Annotated in this window: 22 protein-coding genes; 8 read left to right on the forward strand and 14 right to left on the reverse strand. The window is 72.7% G+C overall.

All coding sequences use genetic code 11. The features are described from left to right. The first annotated feature begins 87 nt into the window (after positions 1–87). Positions 88–1,095, forward strand: a complete 1,008-nt coding sequence (gene ligD / locus ACMXN5_RS29875; RefSeq protein WP_439677850.1) for a non-homologous end-joining DNA ligase — start codon at positions 88–90, stop codon at positions 1,093–1,095. 94 nt (positions 1,096–1,189) lie between these two features. Continuing rightward, on the forward strand, positions 1,190–1,777 hold the full coding sequence (locus tag ACMXN5_RS29880) for a DoxX family protein (protein ID WP_439677851.1): 588 nt from the start codon (positions 1,190–1,192) through the stop codon (positions 1,775–1,777). A gap of 4 nt (positions 1,778–1,781) precedes the next feature. Here ACMXN5_RS29880 and ACMXN5_RS29885 read toward each other — a convergent pair whose 3' ends face one another. The 3 genes from ACMXN5_RS29885 to ACMXN5_RS29895 all read right to left on the reverse strand — a co-directional run bounded on the left by ACMXN5_RS29885 (position 1,782) and on the right by ACMXN5_RS29895 (position 4,395). Then, positions 1,782–2,825, reverse strand: a complete 1,044-nt coding sequence (locus ACMXN5_RS29885; RefSeq protein WP_439677852.1) for a PHP domain-containing protein — start codon at positions 2,823–2,825, stop codon at positions 1,782–1,784. A gap of 60 nt (positions 2,826–2,885) precedes the next feature. Then, a complete protein-coding gene (locus ACMXN5_RS29890; RefSeq protein ID WP_439677853.1) occupies positions 2,886–3,074 on the reverse strand; it encodes a DUF1059 domain-containing protein in 189 nt (62 codons plus the stop codon). A gap of 79 nt (positions 3,075–3,153) precedes the next feature. Then, positions 3,154–4,395 carry an MFS transporter gene (locus ACMXN5_RS29895; protein ID WP_439677854.1) on the reverse strand — a complete coding sequence of 414 codons (1,242 nt, stop codon included), beginning with the start codon at positions 4,393–4,395 and terminating at the stop codon, positions 3,154–3,156. Positions 4,396–4,487: 92 nt separating this feature from the next. On the opposite strand from ACMXN5_RS29895, the gene ACMXN5_RS29900 reads away from it, so the two are divergent. Then, positions 4,488–5,099, forward strand: coding sequence for a TetR/AcrR family transcriptional regulator (locus ACMXN5_RS29900; RefSeq protein WP_395790020.1), 612 nt, complete (start codon positions 4,488–4,490; stop codon positions 5,097–5,099). Positions 5,100–5,133: 34 nt separating this feature from the next. On the opposite strand, the gene ACMXN5_RS29905 is transcribed toward ACMXN5_RS29900, so the two are convergent. From ACMXN5_RS29905 to ACMXN5_RS29920, 4 genes are all read right to left on the reverse strand, one after another. Next, a complete protein-coding gene (locus ACMXN5_RS29905; RefSeq protein WP_439677855.1) occupies positions 5,134–5,976 on the reverse strand; it encodes a CAP domain-containing protein in 843 nt (280 codons plus the stop codon). A 123-nt stretch (positions 5,977–6,099) separates the two neighbouring features. After that, positions 6,100–7,926 (reverse strand): sigma-70 family RNA polymerase sigma factor, encoded by a 1,827-nt coding sequence (locus ACMXN5_RS29910; protein ID WP_439677856.1) that lies wholly within the window; start codon positions 7,924–7,926, stop codon positions 6,100–6,102. A gap of 126 nt (positions 7,927–8,052) precedes the next feature. Then, positions 8,053–9,627, reverse strand: a complete 1,575-nt coding sequence (locus ACMXN5_RS29915; RefSeq protein ID WP_439677857.1) for an FAD-dependent oxidoreductase — start codon at positions 9,625–9,627, stop codon at positions 8,053–8,055. 200 nt (positions 9,628–9,827) lie between these two features. After that, a complete protein-coding gene (locus tag ACMXN5_RS29920; protein ID WP_439677858.1) occupies positions 9,828–10,595 on the reverse strand; it encodes an IclR family transcriptional regulator in 768 nt (255 codons plus the stop codon). Between the two features lie 390 nt (positions 10,596–10,985). Between ACMXN5_RS29920 and ACMXN5_RS29925 the strand changes: the two genes are divergently transcribed. Together ACMXN5_RS29925 and glpK are read left to right on the forward strand one after the other, a co-directional pair. Continuing rightward, the gene (locus ACMXN5_RS29925) at positions 10,986–11,696 is read left to right on the forward strand and encodes an MIP/aquaporin family protein (RefSeq protein WP_395798724.1); all 711 of its coding nucleotides are present in this window, start codon (positions 10,986–10,988) and stop codon (positions 11,694–11,696) included. Positions 11,697–11,748: 52 nt separating this feature from the next. After that, the gene (gene glpK / locus ACMXN5_RS29930; RefSeq protein ID WP_439677859.1) at positions 11,749–13,275 is read left to right on the forward strand and encodes a glycerol kinase GlpK; all 1,527 of its coding nucleotides are present in this window, start codon (positions 11,749–11,751) and stop codon (positions 13,273–13,275) included. A 156-nt stretch (positions 13,276–13,431) separates the two neighbouring features. Here the strand turns inward: glpK and ACMXN5_RS29935 are convergent, their stop codons facing one another. Continuing rightward, entirely contained in the window at positions 13,432–13,890 is a 459-nt protein-coding gene (locus ACMXN5_RS29935) for a hypothetical protein (RefSeq protein WP_439677860.1), read from the reverse strand. 61 nt (positions 13,891–13,951) lie between these two features. Here ACMXN5_RS29935 and ACMXN5_RS29940 point away from each other — a divergent pair, with 61 nt between their 5' ends. Continuing rightward, positions 13,952–14,551 (forward strand): ArsR/SmtB family transcription factor, encoded by a 600-nt coding sequence (locus ACMXN5_RS29940; protein WP_439677861.1) that lies wholly within the window; start codon positions 13,952–13,954, stop codon positions 14,549–14,551. A 73-nt stretch (positions 14,552–14,624) separates the two neighbouring features. Beyond that, positions 14,625–15,314: a class I SAM-dependent methyltransferase gene (locus ACMXN5_RS29945; protein WP_439677862.1), complete on the forward strand. Its 690-nt coding sequence runs from the start codon at positions 14,625–14,627 to the stop codon at positions 15,312–15,314. A gap of 17 nt (positions 15,315–15,331) precedes the next feature. Here ACMXN5_RS29945 and ACMXN5_RS29950 read toward each other — a convergent pair whose 3' ends face one another. From ACMXN5_RS29950 to ACMXN5_RS29975, 6 genes are all read right to left on the reverse strand, one after another. Beyond that, a complete protein-coding gene (locus ACMXN5_RS29950) occupies positions 15,332–16,291 on the reverse strand; it encodes a hypothetical protein (protein WP_439677863.1) in 960 nt (319 codons plus the stop codon). Beyond that, complete coding sequence (locus ACMXN5_RS29955) at positions 16,288–17,580, reverse strand: MFS transporter (protein WP_439677864.1); 1,293 nt, start codon at positions 17,578–17,580, stop codon at positions 16,288–16,290. The genes ACMXN5_RS29950 and ACMXN5_RS29955 overlap by 4 nt, the downstream gene beginning before the upstream one ends. A 29-nt stretch (positions 17,581–17,609) precedes the next feature. After that, positions 17,610–19,256 (reverse strand): discoidin domain-containing protein, encoded by a 1,647-nt coding sequence (locus tag ACMXN5_RS29960; protein WP_439677865.1) that lies wholly within the window; start codon positions 19,254–19,256, stop codon positions 17,610–17,612. 248 nt (positions 19,257–19,504) lie between these two features. Then, entirely contained in the window at positions 19,505–19,786 is a 282-nt protein-coding gene (locus ACMXN5_RS29965; RefSeq protein WP_439677866.1) for a hypothetical protein, read from the reverse strand. Further along, complete coding sequence (locus tag ACMXN5_RS29970) at positions 19,783–20,406, reverse strand: sigma-70 family RNA polymerase sigma factor (protein ID WP_439677867.1); 624 nt, start codon at positions 20,404–20,406, stop codon at positions 19,783–19,785. Before ACMXN5_RS29970 ends, ACMXN5_RS29965 begins: the two co-directional genes overlap by 4 nt. Next, the gene (locus ACMXN5_RS29975) at positions 20,403–21,977 is read right to left on the reverse strand and encodes a sodium:solute symporter family protein (RefSeq protein ID WP_439677868.1); all 1,575 of its coding nucleotides are present in this window, start codon (positions 21,975–21,977) and stop codon (positions 20,403–20,405) included. The genes ACMXN5_RS29970 and ACMXN5_RS29975 overlap by 4 nt, the downstream gene beginning before the upstream one ends. Positions 21,978–22,160: 183 nt before the next feature. Here ACMXN5_RS29975 and ACMXN5_RS29980 point away from each other — a divergent pair, with 183 nt between their 5' ends. Beyond that, positions 22,161–22,409, forward strand: coding sequence for a DUF3311 domain-containing protein (locus ACMXN5_RS29980; protein WP_439677869.1), 249 nt, complete (start codon positions 22,161–22,163; stop codon positions 22,407–22,409). The last annotated feature ends 75 nt before the right edge of the window (positions 22,410–22,484 follow it).

Below are 22,484 nucleotides of genomic sequence, written 5' to 3' on the forward strand. Positions count from 1 at the left end.
TCCGCAGTGGCCGTGCAGAGACAAAACATGGCTAAACAGGCCGGCGTCAAATGGGACGAAATTTCATGAATCCGCCTACCCTGAGGCATGAGCGAGGCCGAGGAATTCGAGATCGACGGCAGATCCGTCCGGGTGAGCAGCGTCGACAAGGTCTACTACCCCGAGCGCGGGTTCACCAAGGGAGACCTGGTCCGCTACGTGATCGCGGTCGGTGGCGGCATGCTCCGGGGCCTGCGCGACCGGCCCACCACGCTGCAACGCTTCGTGCACGGCGTCACCGGTGAGTCGTTCTTCCAGAAGCGGGTGCCCAAGAACCTGCCGGAATGGATCCCCACCGCCCGGATCGCCTTCCCCAGCGGCCGCTTTGCCGACGAGATGGCCCCGGACACCGTGGCCGCGCTGGTCTGGGCGGCCAACCTCGGCACCCTGACGTTCCACCCCTGGCCGGTCCGCCGCACCGACACCGAACACCCCGACGAACTGCGCATCGACCTGGACCCGCAACCCGGCACCGACTTCGCCGACGCGATCCACGCCGCACACGCGATGCGCGAGGTGCTGGACGAGTACGGACTCACCGCCTGGCCGAAGACCTCCGGCGGTCGCGGCCTGCACCTGTACGTGCCGATCCGCCCCGATTGGGAGTTCACCGAGGTACGGCGCGCGGTGATTGCACTGGCCCGCGCACTGGAGGCACGGATGCCCGATCGGGTGACCACCGCATGGTGGAAGGAGGAGCGTGGCGAGCGCATCTTCGTCGACTACAACCAGATGGCCCGCGACCGCACCATCGCCGCCGCGTACTCGCCGCGCCCCACCGTCCGGGCGACCGTCTCCGCGCCGCTGACCTGGGACGAGGTGGACGACGCGCACCCCGACGACTTCGACCTGGGCAGCATGCCGGCGCGCTACGCCCGCCTCGGCGACGTGCACGCCGACATGGCGGAGCACGCGTTCGACCTGCGCCCGGCCCTCGAGTTGGCCGACCGCCAGGCCCGGGACCACGGCGTCGGCGACCTGCCGTACCCGCCGGACCACCCCAAGATGCCGGGCGAGCCGCCCCGGGTGCAGCCCAGCCGGGCCCGCGAACACTGACGCCGCCTGTCCCCCCGACGGCGCAGCACGGCAGGCGGGGGTGTCGGCGGCGAGCCGACACTGAGGGGACCCACCTCCCAGGAAGGCCCCTCCCATGTTGCTGTCGCTCCCCATCCGGCTGGTGAGGCATACCCGGTTGTCGGTTCGCAAGGACGTAGGTTTGCTGGCGCTGCGCCTCGGCACCGGCGGCGTCCTGTTCGCGCACGGCGCGCAGAAGCTGTTCGGCTGGTTCGGCGGTCACGGGCTGAGCGGCACCGGCTCGGCGATGGAAGGCATGGGCTTTCGCCCGGGTCGGCAGAGCGCGCTGGCGGCCGGGCTGGGCGAGGCCGGCGGCGGTGTACTGCTCGCGCTCGGCCTGGCCACCCCGGCGGCAGGTGCGGCGGCGGCCGGCGCGATGGCCGGCGCGGTCTCGGTGCACGCACCCGCCGGGTTCTTCGCCCAGTCGGGCGGCTTCGAGTATCCGGCCTTCCTGGGCTTCGTCGCGGCCGGGATCGGGCTCGCCGGGCCCGGGCGGTTCTCGATCGACCACGCGACCTGCCACGTGCTGGACCGGCCGTGGGTGGTGGGCCTCGCGTTCACCGGCAGCGCCGCGGCGGCGGCCGCGGTGATCGGGCGGCGCCAGGCGGCCGCGCGGGAGCGGGGCGACGCGGATTCGGGTTCCGGCGCGGACGCGGGGGAGTAGCGGGTCAGTCCCCCGCGGGGCGCGTCCAGGCGAGCAGTCGCTCCACCGGCCATGTGGTGATCACCCGTTCGGCCGGTACCTCGCACTCCTCGGCCCGGGCGCAGCCGTGCGCCTGCCAGTCGAGTTGGCCGGGGGCGTGTGCGTCGGTGTCGATGGAGAAGTACACGCCCGCGGCCAGCGCGCGCCGGATCAGCCGGGTCGGGGGGTCCCGGCGTTCGGGGCGGCAGTTGATCTCCACGGCGGTGTCCGACTCGGCGCAGGCCGCGAACACCGCCTCGGCGTCGAAGGTGGACTCCGGGCGGCCCTTGCCCTGGATGAGCCGGCCCGTACAGTGCCCGAGCACGTTCACCCGGGGGTTGCGGACGGCGGTCAGCAGGCGGTGGGTCATCGCGGGGGCGTCCATGCGCAGTTTGGAGTGCACCGAGGCGACGACCACATCGAGGCGGGCCAGGAGTTCGGGCTCCTGATCCAGCGAACCGTCGTCGAGGATGTCGCACTCGATGCCGGTGAGCAGGCGGAACGGGGCCAGTTCGGCGGCGAGTTCGGCGACCACGTCGAGTTGGGCGCGCAGCCGGTCGGCGGTCAGCCCTCGGGCCACGGTCAGCCGGGGGGAGTGGTCGGTGAGCACGGTCCACTCGTGGCCCAGGTCCCGGGCGGTACGGGCCATCACGTCGATCGGGCTGCCGCCGTCGGACCAGTCCGAGTGCATGTGACAGTCGCCGCGCTGGGCGGCGAGCAGCGCGGTGCCCGCGGTGGGCAGCGGCGACGGGCGGGCCTCCAGGTCGGCGAGATAGCCCGGGACCCGGCCGGCCTGCGCCTGCTCGATCACGTCCGCCGTCTTGGGGCCGATGCCCTTCAGCTCGCCCAGCGTGTGCCGGGCGACCCGGGTGCGCAGCTCCGCCGGATCGAGTCCGGCGATCACGGCGGACGCGGTGCGGAAGGCCTTGACCCGGTACGTGGGCGCCTGGTCGCGTTCGAGGAGGAACGCGATGCGATCCAGCGCGGCCACGGGGTCCGGCGCGGGCGGAGTGGTCTCGTGTGGGGGCATGGGTGGACTGTGGCCGCGCGGGGCGGCGGTAAACCGGCGGAATGCCTCCCCGGCGTGCGGTCAGCGGCCGGGTTCCTCGTCCTTGAGGGACTTGCGGATTTCTTCGCGGAGTTCGGGGTTGTCGGTGTGGCCGTGCACCGCTTGGGCGTGCTGGGCGGCGGCCACGACGACCTCGTCCTCGGTGCCGGCGATGGTGAGGCTGCAATTCGATTCGCTGGGGAAGTCCCGGCAGTCGGCGACCTTGCGCATGGCGTCCTCCCGGACGGTTCGTCCCCGAGTTTCCGAGGCCATGGCCCCGGGCCCGACGGCGCGAGGCCATGGTCCAATTTTAGGACGTTTTGTCAGCTTTTCGGGTCATGATCGCGCCAAGTGCGGAGGCCAGGGCGATCACGATTACGGTGCTCGCGTAGATGTCGGCGGTGCGGCTCAGGCCGATCGGGGACACCGCCATGCCGGCGGCCACGGCGGGGAGGCTGAAGGCCAGGTAGTTGACCGTGTACACGGTGGCGAACAACTCGGCCCGGCGGCTCGGTTCGGCCAGTGTGGCGAGGATGCCGAACGCGCCGAGGAAGGCACTGCCGAAGCCGATGCCCGCGATCACGGTGCCGACGAAGAACAGCGGGACGGAGCCGGCGTGCAGGGCGATCAGGGTGATCCCGAGGCCGAGCGCCAGGGTCAGCGAGCCGCCGGCCATCAGGACGGGCGACCTGCGGCCGCCGAGCACGATCGAGGCGGTCGCGGTCGCGATCATCAGGGCGAAGACGACGAGACCGCCGATCAGGTGGCTGCGCACGCCGAGGATGCCGGCCGCCAGCGACGGGCCGAGCGACAGGTACAGGCCGGCGACGGCCCAGGTGGCGACCAGGGTCGGGACGACGGCCAGGAATCGGCCCCGGGTGCCGGACGGGATGCCGACCCGGGGGCGCAGCGAGGCAAGGGCGCCGGGGTGCGGCCGGGCGGTCTCCGGCATCACCGCGACGGCGGCGATGCCGATCAGGAACAGCACGCCGAGGATGACGAAGACCAGCGCGCGGGGCGCGGGGGCGTACTCCACCAGCAGGCCCGAGCCGAGGGCGCCGGCGCCGAGTCCGATGCCGGGGCCCGCGCTGTTGACCAGGGTGGCCAGGCCCGGGCGGCGGCCGGACTGGAGGTCCATCACGCCGGCGCTGATCGCGCCGGTGGCCGCGCCGGTGGCGAGGCCCTGCACCGCGCGGGCGGCGAGCAGCCACGGGACTCCGTCGGCGACCACGAACAGCGCCATCGCGACGGCCTCGGCGGCGAGCGCGGCGATCAGCACCGGACGGCGGCCGACGTGGTCGGACAGTGCCCCGACCACCATCAGTGCGATCAGCAGCGCCAGTGCGTAGAGCGCGAAGACCACGGTCAGGGTGGTCGCGGAGAAATGCCATCGGGATTGGTAGACGACGTAGAGCGGGGACGGGGCCGCCGCCGCGCACATGAAGGCGAACAGGATTCCGGCGAGCGTCCAGAACGCGGCGCGGCGGGATATTCGCCCGGATGTCGGAGCGGTCTGCGGGTGCGACCGGGTCGCGGGTGCGGCGGTTGTCACGAGTGTCCCCTAAAGCAAAAGACTTGGCTTTAGGGTGAGACTAACCACAGGGGCAGCCCTATAGCAAAGTTCTTTGCATTAAGATGACTCGCATGAACGCAGCCCCGGACCGGGTACCCGGTCCCAGCCGACCGGGCGGTCGCAGCGCCCGGGTGCAGGCCGCGGTGCATCGGGCGGCCACCGAACTGGTCTGCGAACTCGGCGCCGATCGGGTGACCATGCCCGCCGTCGCGGCTCGGGCGGGGGTCAACCCGACCACCGTGTACCGGCGTTGGGGCACGGTGGCCGGGCTGTTGGCGGACGTGGCGCTGGTCCGGCACGACACCGACCGGCCGCCCGAGCCCACCGGCGCGCTGGACGAGGATCTGGCCGGTTACGCGGCGTGGGCGCTGGTCGACTTCTCCCGGCCGGGCGGCATCGCGTTCTTCCGGGCCGAGGTGGCGCCGGACCCCGACGACCGGCGGGCCGGTCTGGCGAGGTGCCTGGACCGGTGCGCCGTACGGATCGACGCACTGCTCGCGAAGGCGGCCGAGCGGGGCCGGGTGGTCCCCACTCGGCAGCAGGTCATCGATCGCATCATCGCCCCGCTGTACTTCCGGGTGGTCTTCTCGATCCCGGACACGGACGAGGCGTATGCGCGGGCGTTGGCGGCCGACCTCCTCGACCACCCGGACTTCCGGCCGGGGGGCGCCGCGGCGGGGTGAGACGGGGGTGGTTGCGCCTCGGCGGGTCGGGGGCTCAGCCGTTGGCGAACTCGTGTACGCCCCACCAACCGCTCTCGTCGTGGAAGATGCCGATGCCCGCCTCCGTGTGGGAGGCGTCGGTCTGGTTGCGGTAGTGGCCGGGGCTGTGCCGCCACATGTCCTGGAACTTCTCGGCGGCCTGGCGGGCGGTCATGGCCGGGTCGCCCCACATCACGATGTTCTCGGCCACGCCGGTACGCCGGCCGGTGACCAGCGCGTTGGCCTCGCGGCCGGAGTGGGCGAAGCCGTTGCGGCGCATGTGCTCGGCCCAGGTGCGGGCGAAGGCGCTCAGGTCGGCGCTCGCGCGCAGCGGCGGCAGGCCGACCTTCGCCCGTTCGGCGTTGAGCAGTTCCAGCGACATGGCCTCGGCGTCGGTGATCGACTGCGAGGGCGGGCGGTTGCCGCGCACGGTGGGGTTGGCTCCGGGCGGGCCGTCGGCGGCGGACGCGGTGGTGGGGCGAGTGCCGGCTCCGGTCCCGGACTTGGCGTCGGCGCCGGGGCGGCTCGTGGTGGTGGACGGGGCGGGCTTGCGGGACGACGGGGCGGTGCTGCTCGGGTTGGTGCCGCCGGAGGGGGTCGGGTTGCCCGTCGGGGGCGGGGTCGTTGCGGAGGGCGTCGCCGATGCGGTGGGGTCGGTGGTCGGGACGGTGGCGCTCGGGGCGGTCGATCGGCTTGCGCCGTCGTGGTGTTCGGTGGATCCGCAGCCGGCCGCGACGAGCGCGGCCAGGGCGGCGGCCACGGCCGTGGTGACGGCTCGGCGGTGGCGGTGCGCCGGGCGCTTGCGGTGCGCGGAGGGCTTCGGGCGCATGGGGTGCTGCGAGTGCTTGGGGTGCTGCACGCTGGGTGGCTCCTCGGAGGCTACGGCTCGTCGACCGGCCGGAACGCCGGTGACACCTGGGAGAGCCGGGGCGGGCGCGGAGATAACGGAAATCGGCGCGGGATTTTCCCGGCCGGTCGGCGATCAGGCCGGTGCCGCGAAGAGTTGTGTCCAGAAGGTGGTGCCGCCGGGGCCGACCGTGACGCCGACGCCGAGGTCGGTGAAGCCGCAATCGAGGATGTTCGCCCGATGCACCGGGCTGCCCAGCCACTCGTCGACGACGTGTGCGGCGTCGGGGCGGCCCCGATTCAGGTTCTCGCCCCACAGTCGCCACCGGTATCCGGCGGCGGTGATCCGGGCGTCGGCGTGCACTCCGTCGGGGTTGACGTGGTCGTAGAAGCGTCGGGCCGCCATGTCGTCGGAGTGTTTGCGGGCGGCGGTACGGAGGCGGTCGTCGACTCGCACCGGGGCGCAGCCGTGCTCGGCGCGCGCGGCGTTCACCAGGTCGACGACGGCGCGTTCGAGCCGGGCGCGGGTGTCGACGGGGGCGGTCGAGCGGGTCGTGGGCGGCGGTGTGGTGGCGGCGGCGGGTGGCTCGGTGCTCGGCGACGGCGACGGGGGCGGGGTCGTGGCCGGCAGCGGTGAGGGCGGCGGGGGCGGCGTCGCGGCGACCGGTGTCGGTCCGGCCGCGCTTCGGGCCGGTGCGTCGTGGCGGGGCCGGTCGAGGAGGACGACGGCGGCCAGTACGACGAGGACGAGCGCGACGGCGGCGATCGTGGCGGTATGCCGGAGCCGACGAGCCGGCCGAAGGTCGGCGTGGGCGGGCGGCCCGCCACCGGGCCCGGCGCCGGCACTCGAAGCGCCGGCGGAGCCAGGGACGCCGCCCGGGTCCGTGACACCGCCCGGGTCCGTGGGCCCGGCCGGGTTCCCGGCGCCGCCCGAGCCCGCAGCATCCGCCGAGCCGGAAGCACTGCCCGAGCCCGCAGCGCCGCCGGAGCCCGTAGCGCCTGCCGAGCCGGAGGCGCCGCCCGAGCCGGTAGTGCCCGCCGAGCCGGAAGCACTGCCCGAGCCCGCAGCGCCACCCGAAGCCGAGGTGCCCGCCGAGCCGTAAGCGGCGCCCGAGCCCGCCGCGCCGCCCGAAGCCGCAGCCCCCGCCGTGCTCGTCGCGCCCGCCGGGCCCATTGCCGCCGCCCCCGCCCCCGTGGCCAGGTGCCACAGCGTTACCGTCGGCGGCAGCAGGGCCAGGCCCGCGAGTAGGGCCTCGGCCGGGGCCAGCTCTCGGCGGTGGTCGCCGCAGGCTCGGCACGTGCGGGCGTGGCGGGTGATGCGCTTGCGCCACAGGGGGGTCGGGCTTCCGTTCCAGTCGGCGAGGAGCGCGGACAGCTCCGTGCAGCGCGGTGTGGCGGCCAGTGCGCGGACCACCACCCGGGCCGCCTCCAGCTGCTCCTTCATCCGCTGTACCCGGACCGCCGCGTGCGTGGCGGGCAGGTCCAGGGCGGCGGCGAGTTCGGCCCGGGTGAGCGTACCGGCCGCCTCCAGCCACCACAGCGCGAGCAGTTCGCGGGTGTCCGGGTCCAGCCACCGGGTCGCGGTCGCCACGTCGCGACGTTGGCCGGACAGGCCCAGCCGCAGGATCGTCAGGTTCGCGAAGTCGGAGCCGGGGTCGGCGTGTCCGGCCGCCTCGTCCAGCGGGGCGGTGAACGCGCGGCGGGCGTGCCGGCGGCGGATCCGGTTGATCGCGATGGCCACCAGCCAGGACCGGAAACGCTCGGGGTCGCGCAGCCCGCCGAGGCCGGTGAGCGCGTCGACCATGGTCTCCTGCACCACGTCGTCGACGTCCGCGTGCCCGTCGAGGGCCCGGCCGACGATGTTGTAGACCAACGGCAGCCAGGCCGCGAGCAGTTCGTCCCGGGCGTGCAGGTCACCGGCCCGGGCGGCGACGACCAGGGCGGTGTCGTGCTCGATCTCCACGTAGCCACATCCACTTTCTCGACCGGCGTGACGGGCCCGCTCCCGTCCATCCGCTGCTCGGGAGATGCCGAGGATCGACGCGGATAACGGAAATCGCCGGACGAGTTCCGAGGAAGGTGACGCGGATCAGTGTGGCTTGGCCGCCAGCAGGTCCTCGACCCGGGCCCGCACCTCGGGGGTGTCCAGGCCGCGGATGGTCACCGTGGTCCGCCGGCGCAGCACGTCGTCCACCGTCATCGCCCACTCGTGGTCGCGGGCGTAGGCGGCCTGGGCCCAGATGTCCGGCCCGTCGGGGTGGATGCGCTCGCCGAGCGAGCGGTCGGCGCGCACCATCGCGGCCAGGTCGTAGGCCAGGTTGCCGTAGTGCGAGGCCAGGTGCCGGGCCACCGCCGGGTCGACGCCGTCCTCCGCGGTGGCCTCGCCGAGCAGCCGGTGGGCCACCGCCTCGGGGTTGGCCGAGCCCGGCAGCGCCACCCGGCGCAGCGGCGTGGCCATGTCCTGCTCCAGCGCCACCACGCCGGCCTTGGCCAGCTTGTCCATGACGGTGCGGCCGATGTGCCGGTAGGTGGTCCACTTGCCGCCCGCCACCGACAACATGCCGCCGCGCCCCTCGGTGACCACCGTCTCGCGCTTGGCCTCGCTGGTGGCGCCGGCCCCGCCCGGCAGTACCCGCAGGCCCGCGAAGGCGTAGGTGATGTCCTCGCGGCGCAGCTGGTCCGGGTCGACGGCGTTGCCCGCCTCGTCCAGGATCTGCGCGATGTCGGCCTCGGTCGGCGAGACCTTGCCGGGGTCGCCCTCGTACGCCTCGTCGGTGGTGCCGAGCAGCAGGTGCTCCTCCCACGGGATGGCGAAGGACACCCGGTACTTGTCGATCGGGATGGTCAACGCCGCGCGCCACGGCTGCTGTTGGCGCAGGACGAGGTGTACGCCCTTGGACAGCCGGATGCTCGGCTCGGCGGCCGGGTCCTCCATCCGGCGCAGGTGGTCCACCCACGGGCCGGTGGCGTTGAGCACGACGCGCGCGTTCACCCCGAATTCGGCGCCGTCGAGGCGGTCGCGCAGTTCGGCGCCGGTGACCCGGCCGCCGGCGTCCTTGCGCAGGGCGACCACCTCGGCGTGGTTGAGCACCACCGCGCCCGCCTCGACCGCGGCGCGCACCGTGGTCACCGCGACCCGGCTGTCGTTCATCTGGTGGTCGCCGTACACCGCGGCGCGGCGCAGGCCCTCCTTGCGCAGGGCCGGGACGAGTTCGAGCGCGTTGTCGGGGCCGATCACCTTGCCCATGCCGTCGCCGAACGCGGACAGGGCCGAGTAGAGGAAGACGCCGGCGCCGAGTTTGGCCGAGCCGTGCGGGCCGTCCTTGTAGACCGGGACCAGGAAGGACAGCGGGCGCACCAGGTGCGGGGCGACGTCGCGGGCTAGGGTGCGGCGTTCGCGGTGGTTCTCGGCGACCAGCTTGAGGTTGCCGGTCTGGAGGTAGCGCAGGCCGCCGTGGACCAGCTTGGAGGACGCGGACGAGGTGGCGCCGGCGAAGTCGCCGGCGTCGACCATGGCCACCCGCAGGCCGGTCTGGGCCGCGGTCCAGGCCACCGCCGTGCCGAGGATGCCGCCGCCGATGACGAGCAGGTCGTGGGTGCCGCGCGAGAGTTCGGCCCGGCTGTGGGCGCGTGCGGGGACGGTCGGATCCGTGGCGGTGCTCATCACGCGTCTCATTTCCACTCGGCCGGCTACTACGGTGCGGGCGGGACGTGTCCCGAACCCAACCTAAGCGGTCGGCATTGTCGAACGACGAACGACAGTTTTCCGGCCGCGTGGGGCAGCGTCAAGTACGCCCGGTCGAAACGGGGGGCCGCACGGGCGCGCCGAGGCCGGGTCCCGCAGGGAAGGCGGTGCGCGCGGGCTCAGTACGGGAAGGACGCGCCCAGGTCGCGCGAGATGGCGCGGGCCGCGTCGCGGACCGCGGCGACCAGGGTGGACCGCGGCGCGCCGTCGGCGACGATACGTTCGACGGCGCCGCTGATGCCCACCGCGCCCACCGGGGTGCCGCGCCGGTCGCGGATCGGCGCGGCGATCCCGGCCAGGCCCAGGACCGATTCCTCGACGTCGCCCGCCCAGCCGCGTTCGCGCACCGTGACGCTCTCCGCGTCCATCGCCGCCGGGTCGGTGATCGTGCGGGCGGTGAAGGCGACCGCGTCGGTCTCGTCCAACTCCGCGCGCGCGGCCGGATCGAGGGCGAGCAGGACCTTGCCCCACGCGGTGGAGTGCAGCGGCAACATCGCGCCTATCTCCAGCACCTGGCGGCTGTCGTCCGGCCGGAAGACGTGGTGGATCACCAGCACGCCGCCCTTGTGCAACACGCCGATCCGCACGCTCTCCCCGGTGCCGCGGGCCAGATCGTCCGCCCAGACCAGGGCCCGGGCGCGCAACTCGTGCACGTCCAGGTAGGAACTGCTCAGCCGCAGCAGCTCGGCGCCGAGCTGGTACTTGCCGCTCTTGGGGTCCTGCTCCACGAACCCCTCCTGGTGGAGCGTGCGCAGGATGCCGTGCGCGGTGCCCTTCGCCAGACCCAGGGTGGTCGCGACCTCGCTCAGGCCGAAGCGCCGTTCGCCGCCGGCGAGCAACCGCAGGATCGCCGCTGCGCGTTCCAGCGACTGGATGGGACCGGGCATACCGACTCCTCCGTCGAAGATCAGGTTGGCAATGTAGAACAGCGGTCGTGAACATGCCGGCCGGGTCCGGGCCCGCCCCGTGCGCCGCGGCAGCCGTCGGTCGGGCCGAGGGCGAGATGTTCACCGACTCTTGACGGCGGCGCAACCCGCAGAGAACACTGCCGGACATCGGTCGTCAATGTCGAATACCAGTCGAATACCCGTCACGGGCCGATCGAGTACCGGTCCCGAACACCAGTCGTCAGTCATCCCGCAGACCGAACCGGGACGGCCGATCGTTGTGACCGGCGCGCTCCCGGGGGTGCGCCGTGTGTCGTCCGGCGCCGTCTCCCATTCCGGCGTCGCATTCCGCCGCCGGCCAACCGGTGTCATTCACGAAGGGGCTCAGTGATGACGAACGGCGACATCTTCGTCGGCGAGACCTTGGGTACGTCCATCCTGGTTCTACTCGGCGTCGGCGTGTGCGCCGCGGTGACGCTCAACCGGTCCAAGGCACAACACGCCGGCTGGTTGGCGATCACCTTCGGCTGGGGCTTCGCGGTTCTGGCCGGCGCGTATGCGAGCGTGTCCCTGTCCGGTGCGCATCTCAATCCCGCGGTCACGCTCGGGATCGCGGTCAAGACGGGAGAGTGGGACAAGGTGCCGCTGTACCTGGCCGGGCAGTTCACCGGGGCGTTGATCGGCGCCGTGCTGGCCTGGGCGACCTATCTCGGCCAGTTCCGGGAACACGGCGAGCCGGTACTCGGGGTGTTCGCCACCTCTCCGGAGATCCGCCACCCGATCCAGAACGTGATCACCGAGACGATCGCCACCATGGTGCTGGTCATCGTCATCCTCACCCAGGGCCTGACCAACGGGCTCGCGCTGTCCGGCACCGGCGTACTGATCACCGCGCTCCTGGTGGTCGGCATCGGGCTGTCCCTGGGCGGCCCGACCGGCTACGCGATCAACCCGGTCCGCGACCTCGGGCCGCGCCTGGCCCACTCGTTCCTGCCGATCCCCGGCAAGGGCGGCTCGGACTGGTCCTACGCGTGGGTGCCGGTGGTCGGCCCGACGCTGGGCGGGCTCGCGGCCGGCGGCCTGTACCGTCTCGCCTTCTGACCGTCCCCCACCCCACCCGACTCCCACGCTCGGATCCTTCGGAAGAGGAGCCATGTCCGACACGTACATCGCCGCGATCGACCAGGGCACCACGTCCAGCCGCTGCATCATCTTCGGCGCCGACGGCCGGATCGTCGCCGTCGACCAGCGCGAGCACCGGCAGATCTTCCCGCGCCCGGGATGGGTCGAGCACGACGCCGCCGAGATCTGGAGTGTGGTGCAGGCGGTCGTCGCCGGCGCGCTGGACCGGGCCGGCCTGCGGCGGGATCAGATCCGCGCGCTCGGCATCACCAACCAGCGCGAGACGACCGTGTTGTGGGATCGCCATACCGGGGTTCCGGTACACAACGCCATCGTGTGGCAGGACACCCGCACCGACGCACTGTGTCGCGAACTGGGCGGCAACGTCGGCCAGGACCGCTTCCGGGTGGAGACCGGCCTCCCGCTGGCGAGCTACTTCGCCGGCCCCAAGATCCGCTGGCTGCTCGACAACGTCGAGGGGCTGCGCGAGCGCGCCGACCGGGGCGACATCCTGTTCGGCACGATGGAGTCGTGGGTGGTGTGGAACCTCACCGGCGGCCCGGACGGCGGGGTGCACGTCACGGACGTCACCAACGCCTCGCGCACGATGCTGATGAACCTGGAGACGCTGGACTGGGACGACCGGATCCTGCGCGCGATGGACGTGCCGCGTTCGGTGCTGGCCGAGATCCGCTCCTCCTCCGAGGTGTACGGCACCGCGAAGGGCGTCCTGGAGGGCGTGCCGGTCGCCTCCGCGCTCGGCGACCAGCAGGCCGCGCTGTTCGGCCAGACCTGCTTCGAACCCGGCGAGGCCAAGAGCACCTACGGCACCGGGAGCTTCCTGCTGATCAACACCGGGCCGCGGATCGTGCAGTCGCACCACGGGCTGCTCAGCACGGTCGGCTACCGACTGGGCAAGGACGCCCCGGTCTACGCGCTCGAGGGCTCGATCGCGGTCACCGGCTCGCTGGTGCAGTGGATGCGCGACCAGATGGGGCTGATCGCCACCGCGGCGGAGATCGAGACGCTGGCACTGACCGTGGAGGACAACGGCGGCGCCTACTTCGTGCCCGCCTTCTCCGGGCTGTTCGCGCCCTACTGGCGCTCGGACGCGCGCGGGGTGATCGCGGGGCTGACCGCCTACGTGAACAAGGGGCACATCGCCCGGGCAGTCCTGGAGGCCACCGCGTGGCAGACCCGGGAGGTCGTGGACGCGATGGAGCGCGACTCGGGCGTCGAGTTGGCCACGCTCAAGGTGGACGGCGGGATGACCGCCAACAACCTGCTCATGCAGACCATCGCGGACGTGCTCGACGCTCCCGTCGCCCGCCCGTTCGTGGCCGAGACCACCGCGCTCGGCGCCGCGTACGCCGCAGGTCTCGCGGTCGGCTACTGGCCCGACCTCGACTCGCTGCGGGCGAACTGGCACCGCGCGGCGGAGTGGACCTCGCGGATGGACGAGGCCACGCGCGAGCGCGGCTACCGCAACTGGCGCAAGGCGGTGGACCGGACGATGGACTGGGTCGAGGAGCCGGACGCGCGTCCCCGCACGTCCTGAACACCTCCCGACCGACCGGAAGGCGGTGACCCGGGCCGGTGCGCGGCCGACCCGGGCGGGGCGACCCCGGCGCGTGATCGGCGCCGGGGTTGCCGCACCGCCGCGCATCGCCGGCCCGGCCGGGCCGGACGTCGGTGCGCCGGCAGGCGTGCGGCGTCAGCGCGTCGGCAGGTGCCGGGCGAAGAACCCGTGCACGTGCCGGCGGACCGTGGGGATCGACCGGGCCGGGGCGATCGCGCCGACCAGCGTGTCGCGGTCGGCCGCCGTCATCCGGCCCGACGCCACCAACTGCGGCGCGATGGCCGCGTAGTCGGTGAACACGGAGTGCGCCGACGACCGCATCCGCCGCCGGGGAACCGGGCGGCCGGAGGCGTCGAGCAGCGCCGACCAGGAACGCTCCAACACGGCGTGCTCCGGGAAGCCGTCGGTGTCGATCAGCAACAGCGGCCGATCGGCCCCGTCGTGGGCGATGGGGTACAACTCGCCCACCTGTCCGGGCACCCGAGGCGGGTGGTCCAGATAGCCCTCCAGGTTGATCGCGGCCGCGACGCGGCGGTCCTCGGCCATCGTCTCGGCCGCGGTGGTACCGCCCGCCGAGTGGCCGAACACACCCACCCGGCGCGGACCCATCACCCGGTGCAGATCCGCCGGGAGCGGGCGGCCGGTCGGGTCCGGGTTGCCGCCCGCGGCCTACGAGGCGGTGTTGGCCCCGGTGTGGTCCGTGGTCCAGGACCTGCACCGGGCCGAATTCACTCGCCACGCCCTGGGCATGGCCGAGTACGGCCTCGGTCCGACCCTCGCCGAGCTGGTTCCCGGCAGTCGACTGCACGAGGACGTCTGGGAGTTCGCCGGCCCCGCCGCCCGGGAGATCCCGCTGGGTGGGCGCGGCCTGCTGCTCCAGCCCACCTTCCATTGGAGCGGACAGCCGCTGATCTCCGACCTGCCCGACCGCCCGGTGGCCGTCACCTACCCCGCCGGCCCCGGCCTGCCGCTGACCCCCACCGGCCCGGCCGGCACCGCGGAAGCGCTCGCGGCGGTGCTCGGCCGAACCCGCACCGACATCCTGTGTGCGCTGGCCGCCGGCCACACCACCGGCGACCTCGCCCGTCGCCTGCGGGTGAGCAACGCCACCGTCTCCGAACACACCGCGGCCCTACGCGCCGCCGGCCTGATCACCACCACCCGCATCGGTCGTGCGGTCCGCCACGAACGCACGCCGGTCGGAACGCTGTTGATCGGCCGGCACGGTCTGCGAACCGTTGACAGCCCCGGGTGACAGCGGTTTGGGTGGGCGGGTTGGTGTCCGTTTCGTGGGCGGCCGAGGGCCGTTCGGGGGAAGGGGATCGGTCATGGCGCGTATTCGTGAGGGATTTCGCGGCGAGGGGCCCGGGGCATTCACGCCGGACGGGTGCGCCGTGGAGATGTACGGGATGTTGCCGGTGCGCGAGGAGCCGGACATGATCGCGCTCGGTGCCCGGGAGGGGGCGCGCAGACTGCTCGAACTCGGGTGTGGGGCCGGACGGGTGACCCATGCCATGGTCGAGCGGGGGTGGGAGGTGACGGCGGTGGACGAGTCGCCGGAGATGCTCGATCGGGTGCGCGGGGCGAAGACGGTGTTGTCCACGATCGAGGATCTGCGGCTCGACGAGCGTTTCGACGTCGTGTTGTTGGGTTCCTACCTCGTGCACCAGGCCGAGGCCGAGGTGCGCAAGGCGATGCTCGACACCTGTCGGAACCATGTGGCCGACGACGGGGTGGTGCTCATCCAGCGCGAAGGCCGCGGCTGGCACGACGAGTTGCCCCGGGTCAACGAACACCCCCGGGGCGCCGTGCACATCCTCGCCGCCGAGCCGATCGGCGACGGGGTCAACGCGATGCGGATCGAGTACGACTTCGACGGCATGCGGTGGGCGCACGAGTTCCGCTCCCGGCCGCTCACGGACCCGGAGTTCGAGGCGGCCCTCGCCGAGTCCGACTTGGTGGTGGACGCCTACCTGGACGAACACCGCACCTGGGTACGGGCGTTGCCCGCGTCGTGACCGACCCCGGCCACCCCTCAGCGCAGCAGTGTCGGTGACGCCCCCTTCGTGACGAGCAGACGCGGGCTGCCCGTTCCGTCGGCCGGCACGGCGTAGATGTTGCGGTCTCGGCCATACATCACGGTGTTGTCGTCGAGCCAGGCGGCCTGGTCGTCGACGTTCGCGTGTTCGGCCAACGGGGTTTCGTGCATCGTGGCCAGGTCCAGGACGTGCAGTCGCCACGTGGACTTGCCGGAGCGCTTCTTGAAGGCGATGCGGGTGCCGTCGGGGGACAGGGACGGGCATTCGACGCCGTCGCGGATGGCGTGCGCCTCCCAGTTGGCGTAGTCGCCCTCGACCAGGTAGGTGTGGCCCTTCGTGCCGACCGTGGCATAGAAGCGGTTGTCGTCGGCGGCGAAGGTGACGCCCCAGTAGTTGACGTCGGGGGAGTGGTAGGGCTTGCCGTCGACGGTCAACGGGATGGCCTCGATGTTGATCAGGGTGTAGTCGGTGCGGGTGTCCAGGATGCCGGTCCAGGTGGAGAATCCGGTCTTGTTGTAGGACTCGCCGGAGACGAACACCGTCCACGACACCATGTTCCCGCTCGCGGAGACCCGGGCCCGGCTGGGGGTGCCGGCGAGTTCGATACGGCGTTTGACGTTCGTGTTGGCGTCGACGATCAGCGCGTCGGTGCCGGGCAGCGGGCCGCCCCGGGTCTGGAGGCAGACGCCGGTGCCCGCGCCGACGGCGAAACGTTCGCAGCGCAGGCCGCTGTCGACGCGGGCGGCGGCGGGGGTGTCGAGGCCGGTGTCGGCCACGGTGCGGTGTCCGCCGGCGCGGTTCGTGTCGACGAACACCAACCGCCCGCGGGCGGTCAGGTCGAGCGGGCGGCGTTCGACCGTCGCCTCCTCGTTGCGGTCGGCCGCGAAGGTCGAGTAGCCGACCGCCACGCCGACCAGGACCAACAGCCCCAGGGCCAGGGCGAGCGCGCGCTTCATCCGGTCACCTCCGGGTCGAGTGGGGCCGACGGCAGCAGCCGCCGGGCCAGGAGCAGGCAGCCGGCCAGTCCGGCGCCCATGGCGTACAGCGCGGGGCCCGCGCCCCACAGGGTCCAGGCCGCGCCGAAGACCACCGAGGACAACAGCCGGGCACCGGCCTGTCCGGTCTGCAGCAGGGCCAGCCCGCTGGTGCGCAGATGCACCGGCAGCAGCGGCCCGGCCGCGGCCATCAGCACACCGTCGGTGGCCGCGTAGAACAGGCCTTGGAGCCCGAGCACCACGAGCAGCACCGCCCACCGCGACGCGGTCCCGGACGCGTGTCCGCCGGTGGGCGCGGCGGCGACCAGGTACGCGGCGAGCAGCGCGAGGTGGCCGCCGAGGAAGACCCGGAAGCGGCCCACGCGGTCGGCGAGCCGGCCGATCGGCACGGCGAGCAGCAGGAACGCCCCGGCGGTGCCCAGCGGCAGCAGCGGGAAGTAGCGCAGCGGGATGTCGAATCCGCGTTGCAGGACGAGGTAGACGAACGTGTCGCCGACGGTGAGCAGGCCGAGCAGTGCGGCGGCCACGCAGGTGCGGCGGAACGGTGCCAGGCGCAGCAGGCCGAACGCGGCTCGGAGCGAGGCCGCGCGCCGGGGCGGCGCCGGTTCGCGATGGTCGCGGACGTACAGCATCAACAGCAGTACGCCGAACGTGGCGACGCAGAAGGAGACCACGAACACCGCGTCGTAGGCGTCGTGGGTGGTCCACAACACGGCGAACGCGGCGAGCGGGCCGAGGAAGGCGCCGACGGTGTCCATCGCGCGATGCACGCCGAACGCCCGGCCCAGGTGCGGGGTCGGGGTGCTCAACGTGATCAGCGCGTCGCGTGGCGCGGTGCGCAGACCCTTGCCGGTACGGTCCGCCGCCAGGACCAGGCCGAGCCCGGCGACGGAGGAACCGACCAGCGGCAGGCCGAGTTTGCACACGGCGGACAGTCCGTACCCGGTGCCCGCGACCAGTTTGCGGCGCCGGGTGCGGTCGGCGATCTGGCCGCCGAGCAGGCGCACCATGGCGGTGACGCCGAACCAGCCGCCGTCCAGGAGGCCGTATTGCAGCGGGCTCAGTCCCAGGGTCAGGACGAGGTAGGTGGGCAGTACCGCCGTGACCATCTCGGCGGAGATGTCGGTGACCAGGCTGACGGCGCCGAGGGCGAGCACGTTGGCCGGGACGTTGCGGGTGAATCCCCGCGACGTCCCGACCGCCGTGCGCCCACCGGCCTGATCCGCGCGCCGGGTGGCGGCGATGTACACGGGCGATCCTCCGAGGCCGGGCGGATGGGTCAGTGGCAGGTGACCGGACCGAAGGAGTCGAGTTGGGTGCCGTCGTAGCGGACGAGTTGGCCGGAGTAGGTGCTGTCGGTGAGGGTCAGCTTCAGCACGGCGGGCGAACCGGTCACCCGCTTCTCGCTGTTGGGCTGCGGGGATTCGAAGTCGTAGGGATCGGCGCCGCCGGTGCCGACGAGCAGTTCACGCACGCCGGCGGGATCGGCCTTGGCCTTGGGGTTCTGCGGCGCGTAGCGCTCGTACAGGTGGTCGTGCCCGTTCAGGATCAGGTCGGCGTGGGCGTCGTAGAGCATTTGCCACGCGGTCTGGCTGACCTTGTCCGCCTGCGGGCCGGAACTGTACAGCGGCTTGTGCCAGTAGGCGGCTACGCAACCTTGCGTGTTGTTCGCCAGGTCGGCCTTGAGCCACTTGAGCTGCGCCGAGGTGGAGGACATGGACTGCTCGGAGTCGAGCGCGATGAAGTGCCAGCCGCCGCGGTCCCAGCTGTACCAGGTGGTGCCGTTGGGGGTGGCGCGGTCGCCGAAGTATGCCTTGTATCCGGCTTCCGGGGTGCTGTCGTCGTACTCGTGGTTGCCGGGGGCGGGGCGGGTCTTGGCCTTGAACCGGCCCCAGGTGGTGTCGTAGTACTTGCGGTAGTCGGACAGACTGCCGGTGTCGTATTGGTTGTCCCCCAGGGTGATCACCTCGTCCGGGTTGATCGCCTCGACCCGGCGTGCGGTCTGCTGGGCGCCGCATTCCTGGCTCGCGGTGCAGCCCGGGTCGGAGATGTCCCCGGCGGCGACCACGGTGAAGGACGAACTCCCGGCCTGCGGCGTGCCGATCACCGCCGCGCTGGGTGCGGAGAGGTTGCCGGCCGCGTCCTTGGCGCGGATCGTGTAGGAGTAGGAGACGCCCGTGGTCAGGCCGGTGTCGGTGTAGGTGGTGCCGACGCTGGTGCCGACCGCGACGCCGTCGCGCAGGATGTCGTATCCGGTCACGCCGACGTTGTCGGTGGAGGCGGTCCAGGCCAGCGAGACGCCGGTGGGCGTGGTGCCGGTGACCTTGGGCGAGGTGGGTGTGCTCGGTGCGGTGGTGTCGGGGCCGCTCGTGCCGCCGAACACCTCGAACTCCCAGAGGGAGTAGCCGTAGTCGGTGCCGCGGGTGGACGCGTATACGCGCACGTGGCGGCCGTGGGTGGCCAGGGAACCGATGTCGTCGGTGCCGCCGTCGCCGGCCGAGGTGGAATACACCTTGGTCCAGGACGCGCCGTCGGGCGAGACCTCGATGCGGTACCCCTTGGCGTAGGCGTCCTCCCAGCTCAGCCGCACCCGGGAGATCGGGACGTCGGAGCCGAGGTCGACGCTCAGCCACTGGGCGCCGGATCCCTCCTTGCTCGCCCAACGGGTGTCGGACTTGCCGTCGACGGCCTTGGCCGCGCCGTAGGAGGAGCTTTCCGTCGAGGAGGCGGTGGCGGGTTTGCCGCGCGAGAGCAACACCTCGGCGGCGGAAGCGGTTTCGCCGAGCGTGAGCACGGCGGCGAGCAGGGCCAGGACCGCCGCGATCGCGGCGAATCCGCGGGATCGGGAGGACCTGGGCAGAGCGTGTCGGAAGGCCCGGGATGGCGGCCTTCGGCGGTTGGGGCGCAGAGCTTGGGGCAGGTGCACGTCGTCCTCCGGTGGTGAGGAGCCGATCGTCGTCGAGCCTGAACCGGGCAGGGTGGTGCGCTCGTTCGGGCCGGAACACGACGGGGGTGCGCCGTCGTGGGGTGCCGACGCAGGCTCCGGCCCGACCGTCGGCCCGACGATCCCAAGGTGCCGCGCGCCGCGTCAATACTTGTTAGGAAACTTTACTAACAAGACTTCGGTCGGTCGCGAGCCGGCGACGGATCGTCTGCCCGCGCGCCGGATATCCGCTACGGGGACGGCGGTTGGTGGGGGATGGGCCCCGGGCCGGTGGGGGCGTGGTTGAGGACCAGCAGGCCGAGCACGACGGCCAGGGTGAAGACGGCGACGATCAGGCTCGCCAGGATCAGCCGACGGCGGCGTTCGCGGCGCTGCCAGTCGCCGTGCGCGGCGCGATACGCGTCGGGGGCCGGGTGCACCTCGCCGGCCAGCGTCTCCAGGGCCTCGCGCAGGAGGTGCTCGGTGTCGGGCGAATCGGCCGTGCGGCCGTCGGCACCGGGGGAGTTGCTCATCGCCGTACCTCCATCGCGTGCGTGAGCGCGGCCAGCCCACGCGCGGTGTGCGTCTTGACCGAACCGACCGAGATGCCCATGGTCGCCGCGATCTCCTTCTCCTTCAGGCACAACCAGTGGCGCAGTACCAATGCCTCGCGCTGGCGGGCGGGCAGTGCGCGCAGTGCGTGGATCAGCGCCCGCTGGTCGTCGCGCAGCAGGGCCGAGGTCTCCGCGGAGGCCACCGTGTCGATCCGGTCCTCGACGTGTCGGCGGGCGACCTGGAGGTGACGTATTCGCATCCGGGTCAGGTTGCAGACCACCGACCGCAGATAGGCCGCGGCGGCGTCGGGGGTGCGCAGTTTCCGGTACTTGCGGTAGATCTCGTAGTAGGCCTCGGCGACGATGTTCTCCGGGTCGTCCGCGCCCAGGAGGGTGGCGAGCCGGAGCATCGAGGGGTAGTGCAGGTCGAACAGGCGCGCCACCTGGACCTCCCGATCCGACCCGCCCGGATCCGGGGCGAGTTGGGTCGCAGGGGCCGGTTGGGTCGAGGCGACGGGAGGCGCCGAGGGAGCGGCCTCCTGAGCCGGGATGTGCGTCGGTGGCGCGGCGTCGGAGGTGTCGCGTCGGATCCGTTTCACGAACCGTTCGCCCCCTTCCCGGGAGCCCGCCACAGGGCCGAACGTACCGCCAGGCGCGCCGGCAGCGCCGTGGTGTCCGCGCCGCGCGTCGCGCCGAACCGGTCGTACACCCCGGTCAGGACCAGGGTGACCGCGAGGTTGAGGGCAAGGGCCCCGAGTCCCGCGTACACCTGCCCGCCGTGACCTCCCACCTCGACGCGCACCAGCGAGACGAAGCCCTCCCGGACCACCGCGACGGTGCCGGCCAGCATGCCCACCGCCCAGCCGACGAGCAGCGCCCGATGATGCAGGCACCGGGTGAACAGGCCGATCACCACCGCCGGGAAGATCTGCAGGATCCATACCCCGCCGAGCAGTTGCAGGTTGATCGCGGCCTGGTCGCGCAGCCCGAAAACGAACGCCACCGCGCCCACCTTCGCGATCAGCGACACCGCCTGGGCCACCCGGGTCTGGCGTTTGGGGGTGGCGGTGGGTTGGAAGTACGCGACGTAGACGTTGCGGGTGAACGAGGTCGCCGCCGCGATCGACATCACCGCCGCCGGCACCAGCGCGCCCACGATGATCGCGCCGAACACCAGCCCGGCCGGGAAGGCCGGCAGCAGCCGGTCCACCAGCAGCGGAACCGCCGCCTCGGCGGCGCCCGGCGGCGCGTCCACCGCCATCGCCAGCGCGGCGATGCCCAACACCCCGAACATCGCGAGCACCGCCGTCCAGGCGGGCAGCACCACGCACACCCGGCGCAGCGTGTGCGGACCGGCGGCGGCGAAACCGGCGGTCAGCACGTGCGGATACAGCAGCAGGGCCAGTGCCGAGCCGAGCGCCAGCGTGGCGAACCCGCCCTGCTGATGCGCACTCAGCACCAACGAGGCATCACCCGGACCCGATCGGGCCAGCCGCCGATCGGCCGCCTCGAACATCGGCCCGGGCCCGCCGAATCGGGCCAGCACGAACCCCACCGCCACCGCGGCGGAAACGAACACCGCCGGCCCCTTCAACGCCGAGATCACCGTCGGCGCCCGCAACCCGTGCCGGTAGGTGGCGATCGCCAACCCGGCGAACAGCGCCACCATCGCCGCGTCCCCGACCGCCCCGCGCGCCTGCAACCCGGCCGCCGCGAGCACCGCGCGGATGCCCAGGACCTGCAGGGCCAGGTACGGCATCGTGGCCAGGATCCCGGTCAGCGCGACCACCAGGGCCAGCGCCGGCGAGCCGTACCGGCCCCGGACGAAGTCCGCCACCGTCACATAGCCGTGCTGCCGGGCCACCGCCCACAACCGGGGGAGCAGCACGAACGCCAGCGGGCAGACGATCACCGTGTACGGCAGCGCGAAGAACGCGCTCGCCCCGCGCCCGTACACCTGGCCCGGCACCGCCGTGAAGGTGTACGCGGTGAAGATCGTGCCGCCGAGCAGGAACCAGGTCCACACCGGGCCCAGACCACGATCGGCCAGCGCCCACCGCTCCAGCGACGGCAGGTCGTCGTTGCGGTGCAGCCTCGGCGCGGTCACGGCCAGTAGCGACGCGCCGCCGACGACGATCAGGAAGGCGGCCGTCGTGGCCCCGTCGATCATCCGTCACCGTCCGCCTCGGCACGTGGGCGCCCTTGCCCACAGGTTGCGCGAGCGTACCGGACCCGGGATCGGCGACCGCGCACGAATCCGCCGGAAATCGGCTGTCAACCGAATCGCCGGTCCGCGCAACTCTTCCACAGACCGACGATCCGTCGGTCCGCGGCATCGACCACAGGAGGCGACATGACCGGGGAGAAACCCCCGCACGCCGTCGGACGCACCGGCGCGACCCGCCGGATCGCGGCCGGCGCCCTCCTCGCGGCACCGGTCACGGCGCTGCTGTGGGTGCCCTGGTACGCGCGTCGGGGACCGGAGTTGGCCGGTGTCCCGTTCTTCTACTGGTATCAGCTCGCCTGGGTACCCGGCTGCGCGATCGCCATGTTCTGCGCCCACCTGCTGCTCCGCCGCCGCCCCGACCGGGACCACTCCTGACCCGGTCCGGCGCGCCGCCGGCTCGTTCGCCCGTCCCTCCCCCCGCTCGAACAGGAGTACGCGTGTCCGCCACCG

Origin of the sequence: Embleya australiensis (assembly GCF_051903075.1) — a bacterium.
Lineage (GTDB): Bacteria > Actinomycetota > Actinomycetes > Streptomycetales > Streptomycetaceae > Embleya.

What these genes read in the sequence shown, in the direction of transcription:
- ligD (WP_439677850.1), top strand. Translation starts at nt 88, where the DNA reads ATGAGCGAGGCCGAGGAATTCGAGATCGACGGCAGATCCGTCCGGGTG.
- ACMXN5_RS29880 (WP_439677851.1), top strand. Translation starts at nt 1,190, where the DNA reads ATGTTGCTGTCGCTCCCCATCCGGCTGGTGAGGCATACCCGGTTGTCG.
- ACMXN5_RS29885 (WP_439677852.1), bottom strand. Translation starts at nt 2,825, where the DNA reads ATGCCCCCACACGAGACCACTCCGCCCGCGCCGGACCCCGTGGCCGCG.
- ACMXN5_RS29890 (WP_439677853.1), bottom strand. Translation starts at nt 3,074, where the DNA reads ATGCGCAAGGTCGCCGACTGCCGGGACTTCCCCAGCGAATCGAATTGC.
- ACMXN5_RS29900 (WP_395790020.1), top strand. Translation starts at nt 4,488, where the DNA reads ATGAACGCAGCCCCGGACCGGGTACCCGGTCCCAGCCGACCGGGCGGT.
- ACMXN5_RS29915 (WP_439677857.1), bottom strand. Translation starts at nt 9,627, where the DNA reads ATGAGCACCGCCACGGATCCGACCGTCCCCGCACGCGCCCACAGCCGG.
- ACMXN5_RS29920 (WP_439677858.1), bottom strand. Translation starts at nt 10,595, where the DNA reads ATGCCCGGTCCCATCCAGTCGCTGGAACGCGCAGCGGCGATCCTGCGG.
- ACMXN5_RS29925 (WP_395798724.1), top strand. Translation starts at nt 10,986, where the DNA reads ATGACGAACGGCGACATCTTCGTCGGCGAGACCTTGGGTACGTCCATC.
- glpK (WP_439677859.1), top strand. Translation starts at nt 11,749, where the DNA reads ATGTCCGACACGTACATCGCCGCGATCGACCAGGGCACCACGTCCAGC.
- ACMXN5_RS29945 (WP_439677862.1), top strand. Translation starts at nt 14,625, where the DNA reads ATGGCGCGTATTCGTGAGGGATTTCGCGGCGAGGGGCCCGGGGCATTC.
- ACMXN5_RS29950 (WP_439677863.1), bottom strand. Translation starts at nt 16,291, where the DNA reads ATGAAGCGCGCGCTCGCCCTGGCCCTGGGGCTGTTGGTCCTGGTCGGC.
- ACMXN5_RS29965 (WP_439677866.1), bottom strand. Translation starts at nt 19,786, where the DNA reads ATGAGCAACTCCCCCGGTGCCGACGGCCGCACGGCCGATTCGCCCGAC.
- ACMXN5_RS29975 (WP_439677868.1), bottom strand. Translation starts at nt 21,977, where the DNA reads ATGATCGACGGGGCCACGACGGCCGCCTTCCTGATCGTCGTCGGCGGC.
- ACMXN5_RS29980 (WP_439677869.1), top strand. Translation starts at nt 22,161, where the DNA reads ATGACCGGGGAGAAACCCCCGCACGCCGTCGGACGCACCGGCGCGACC.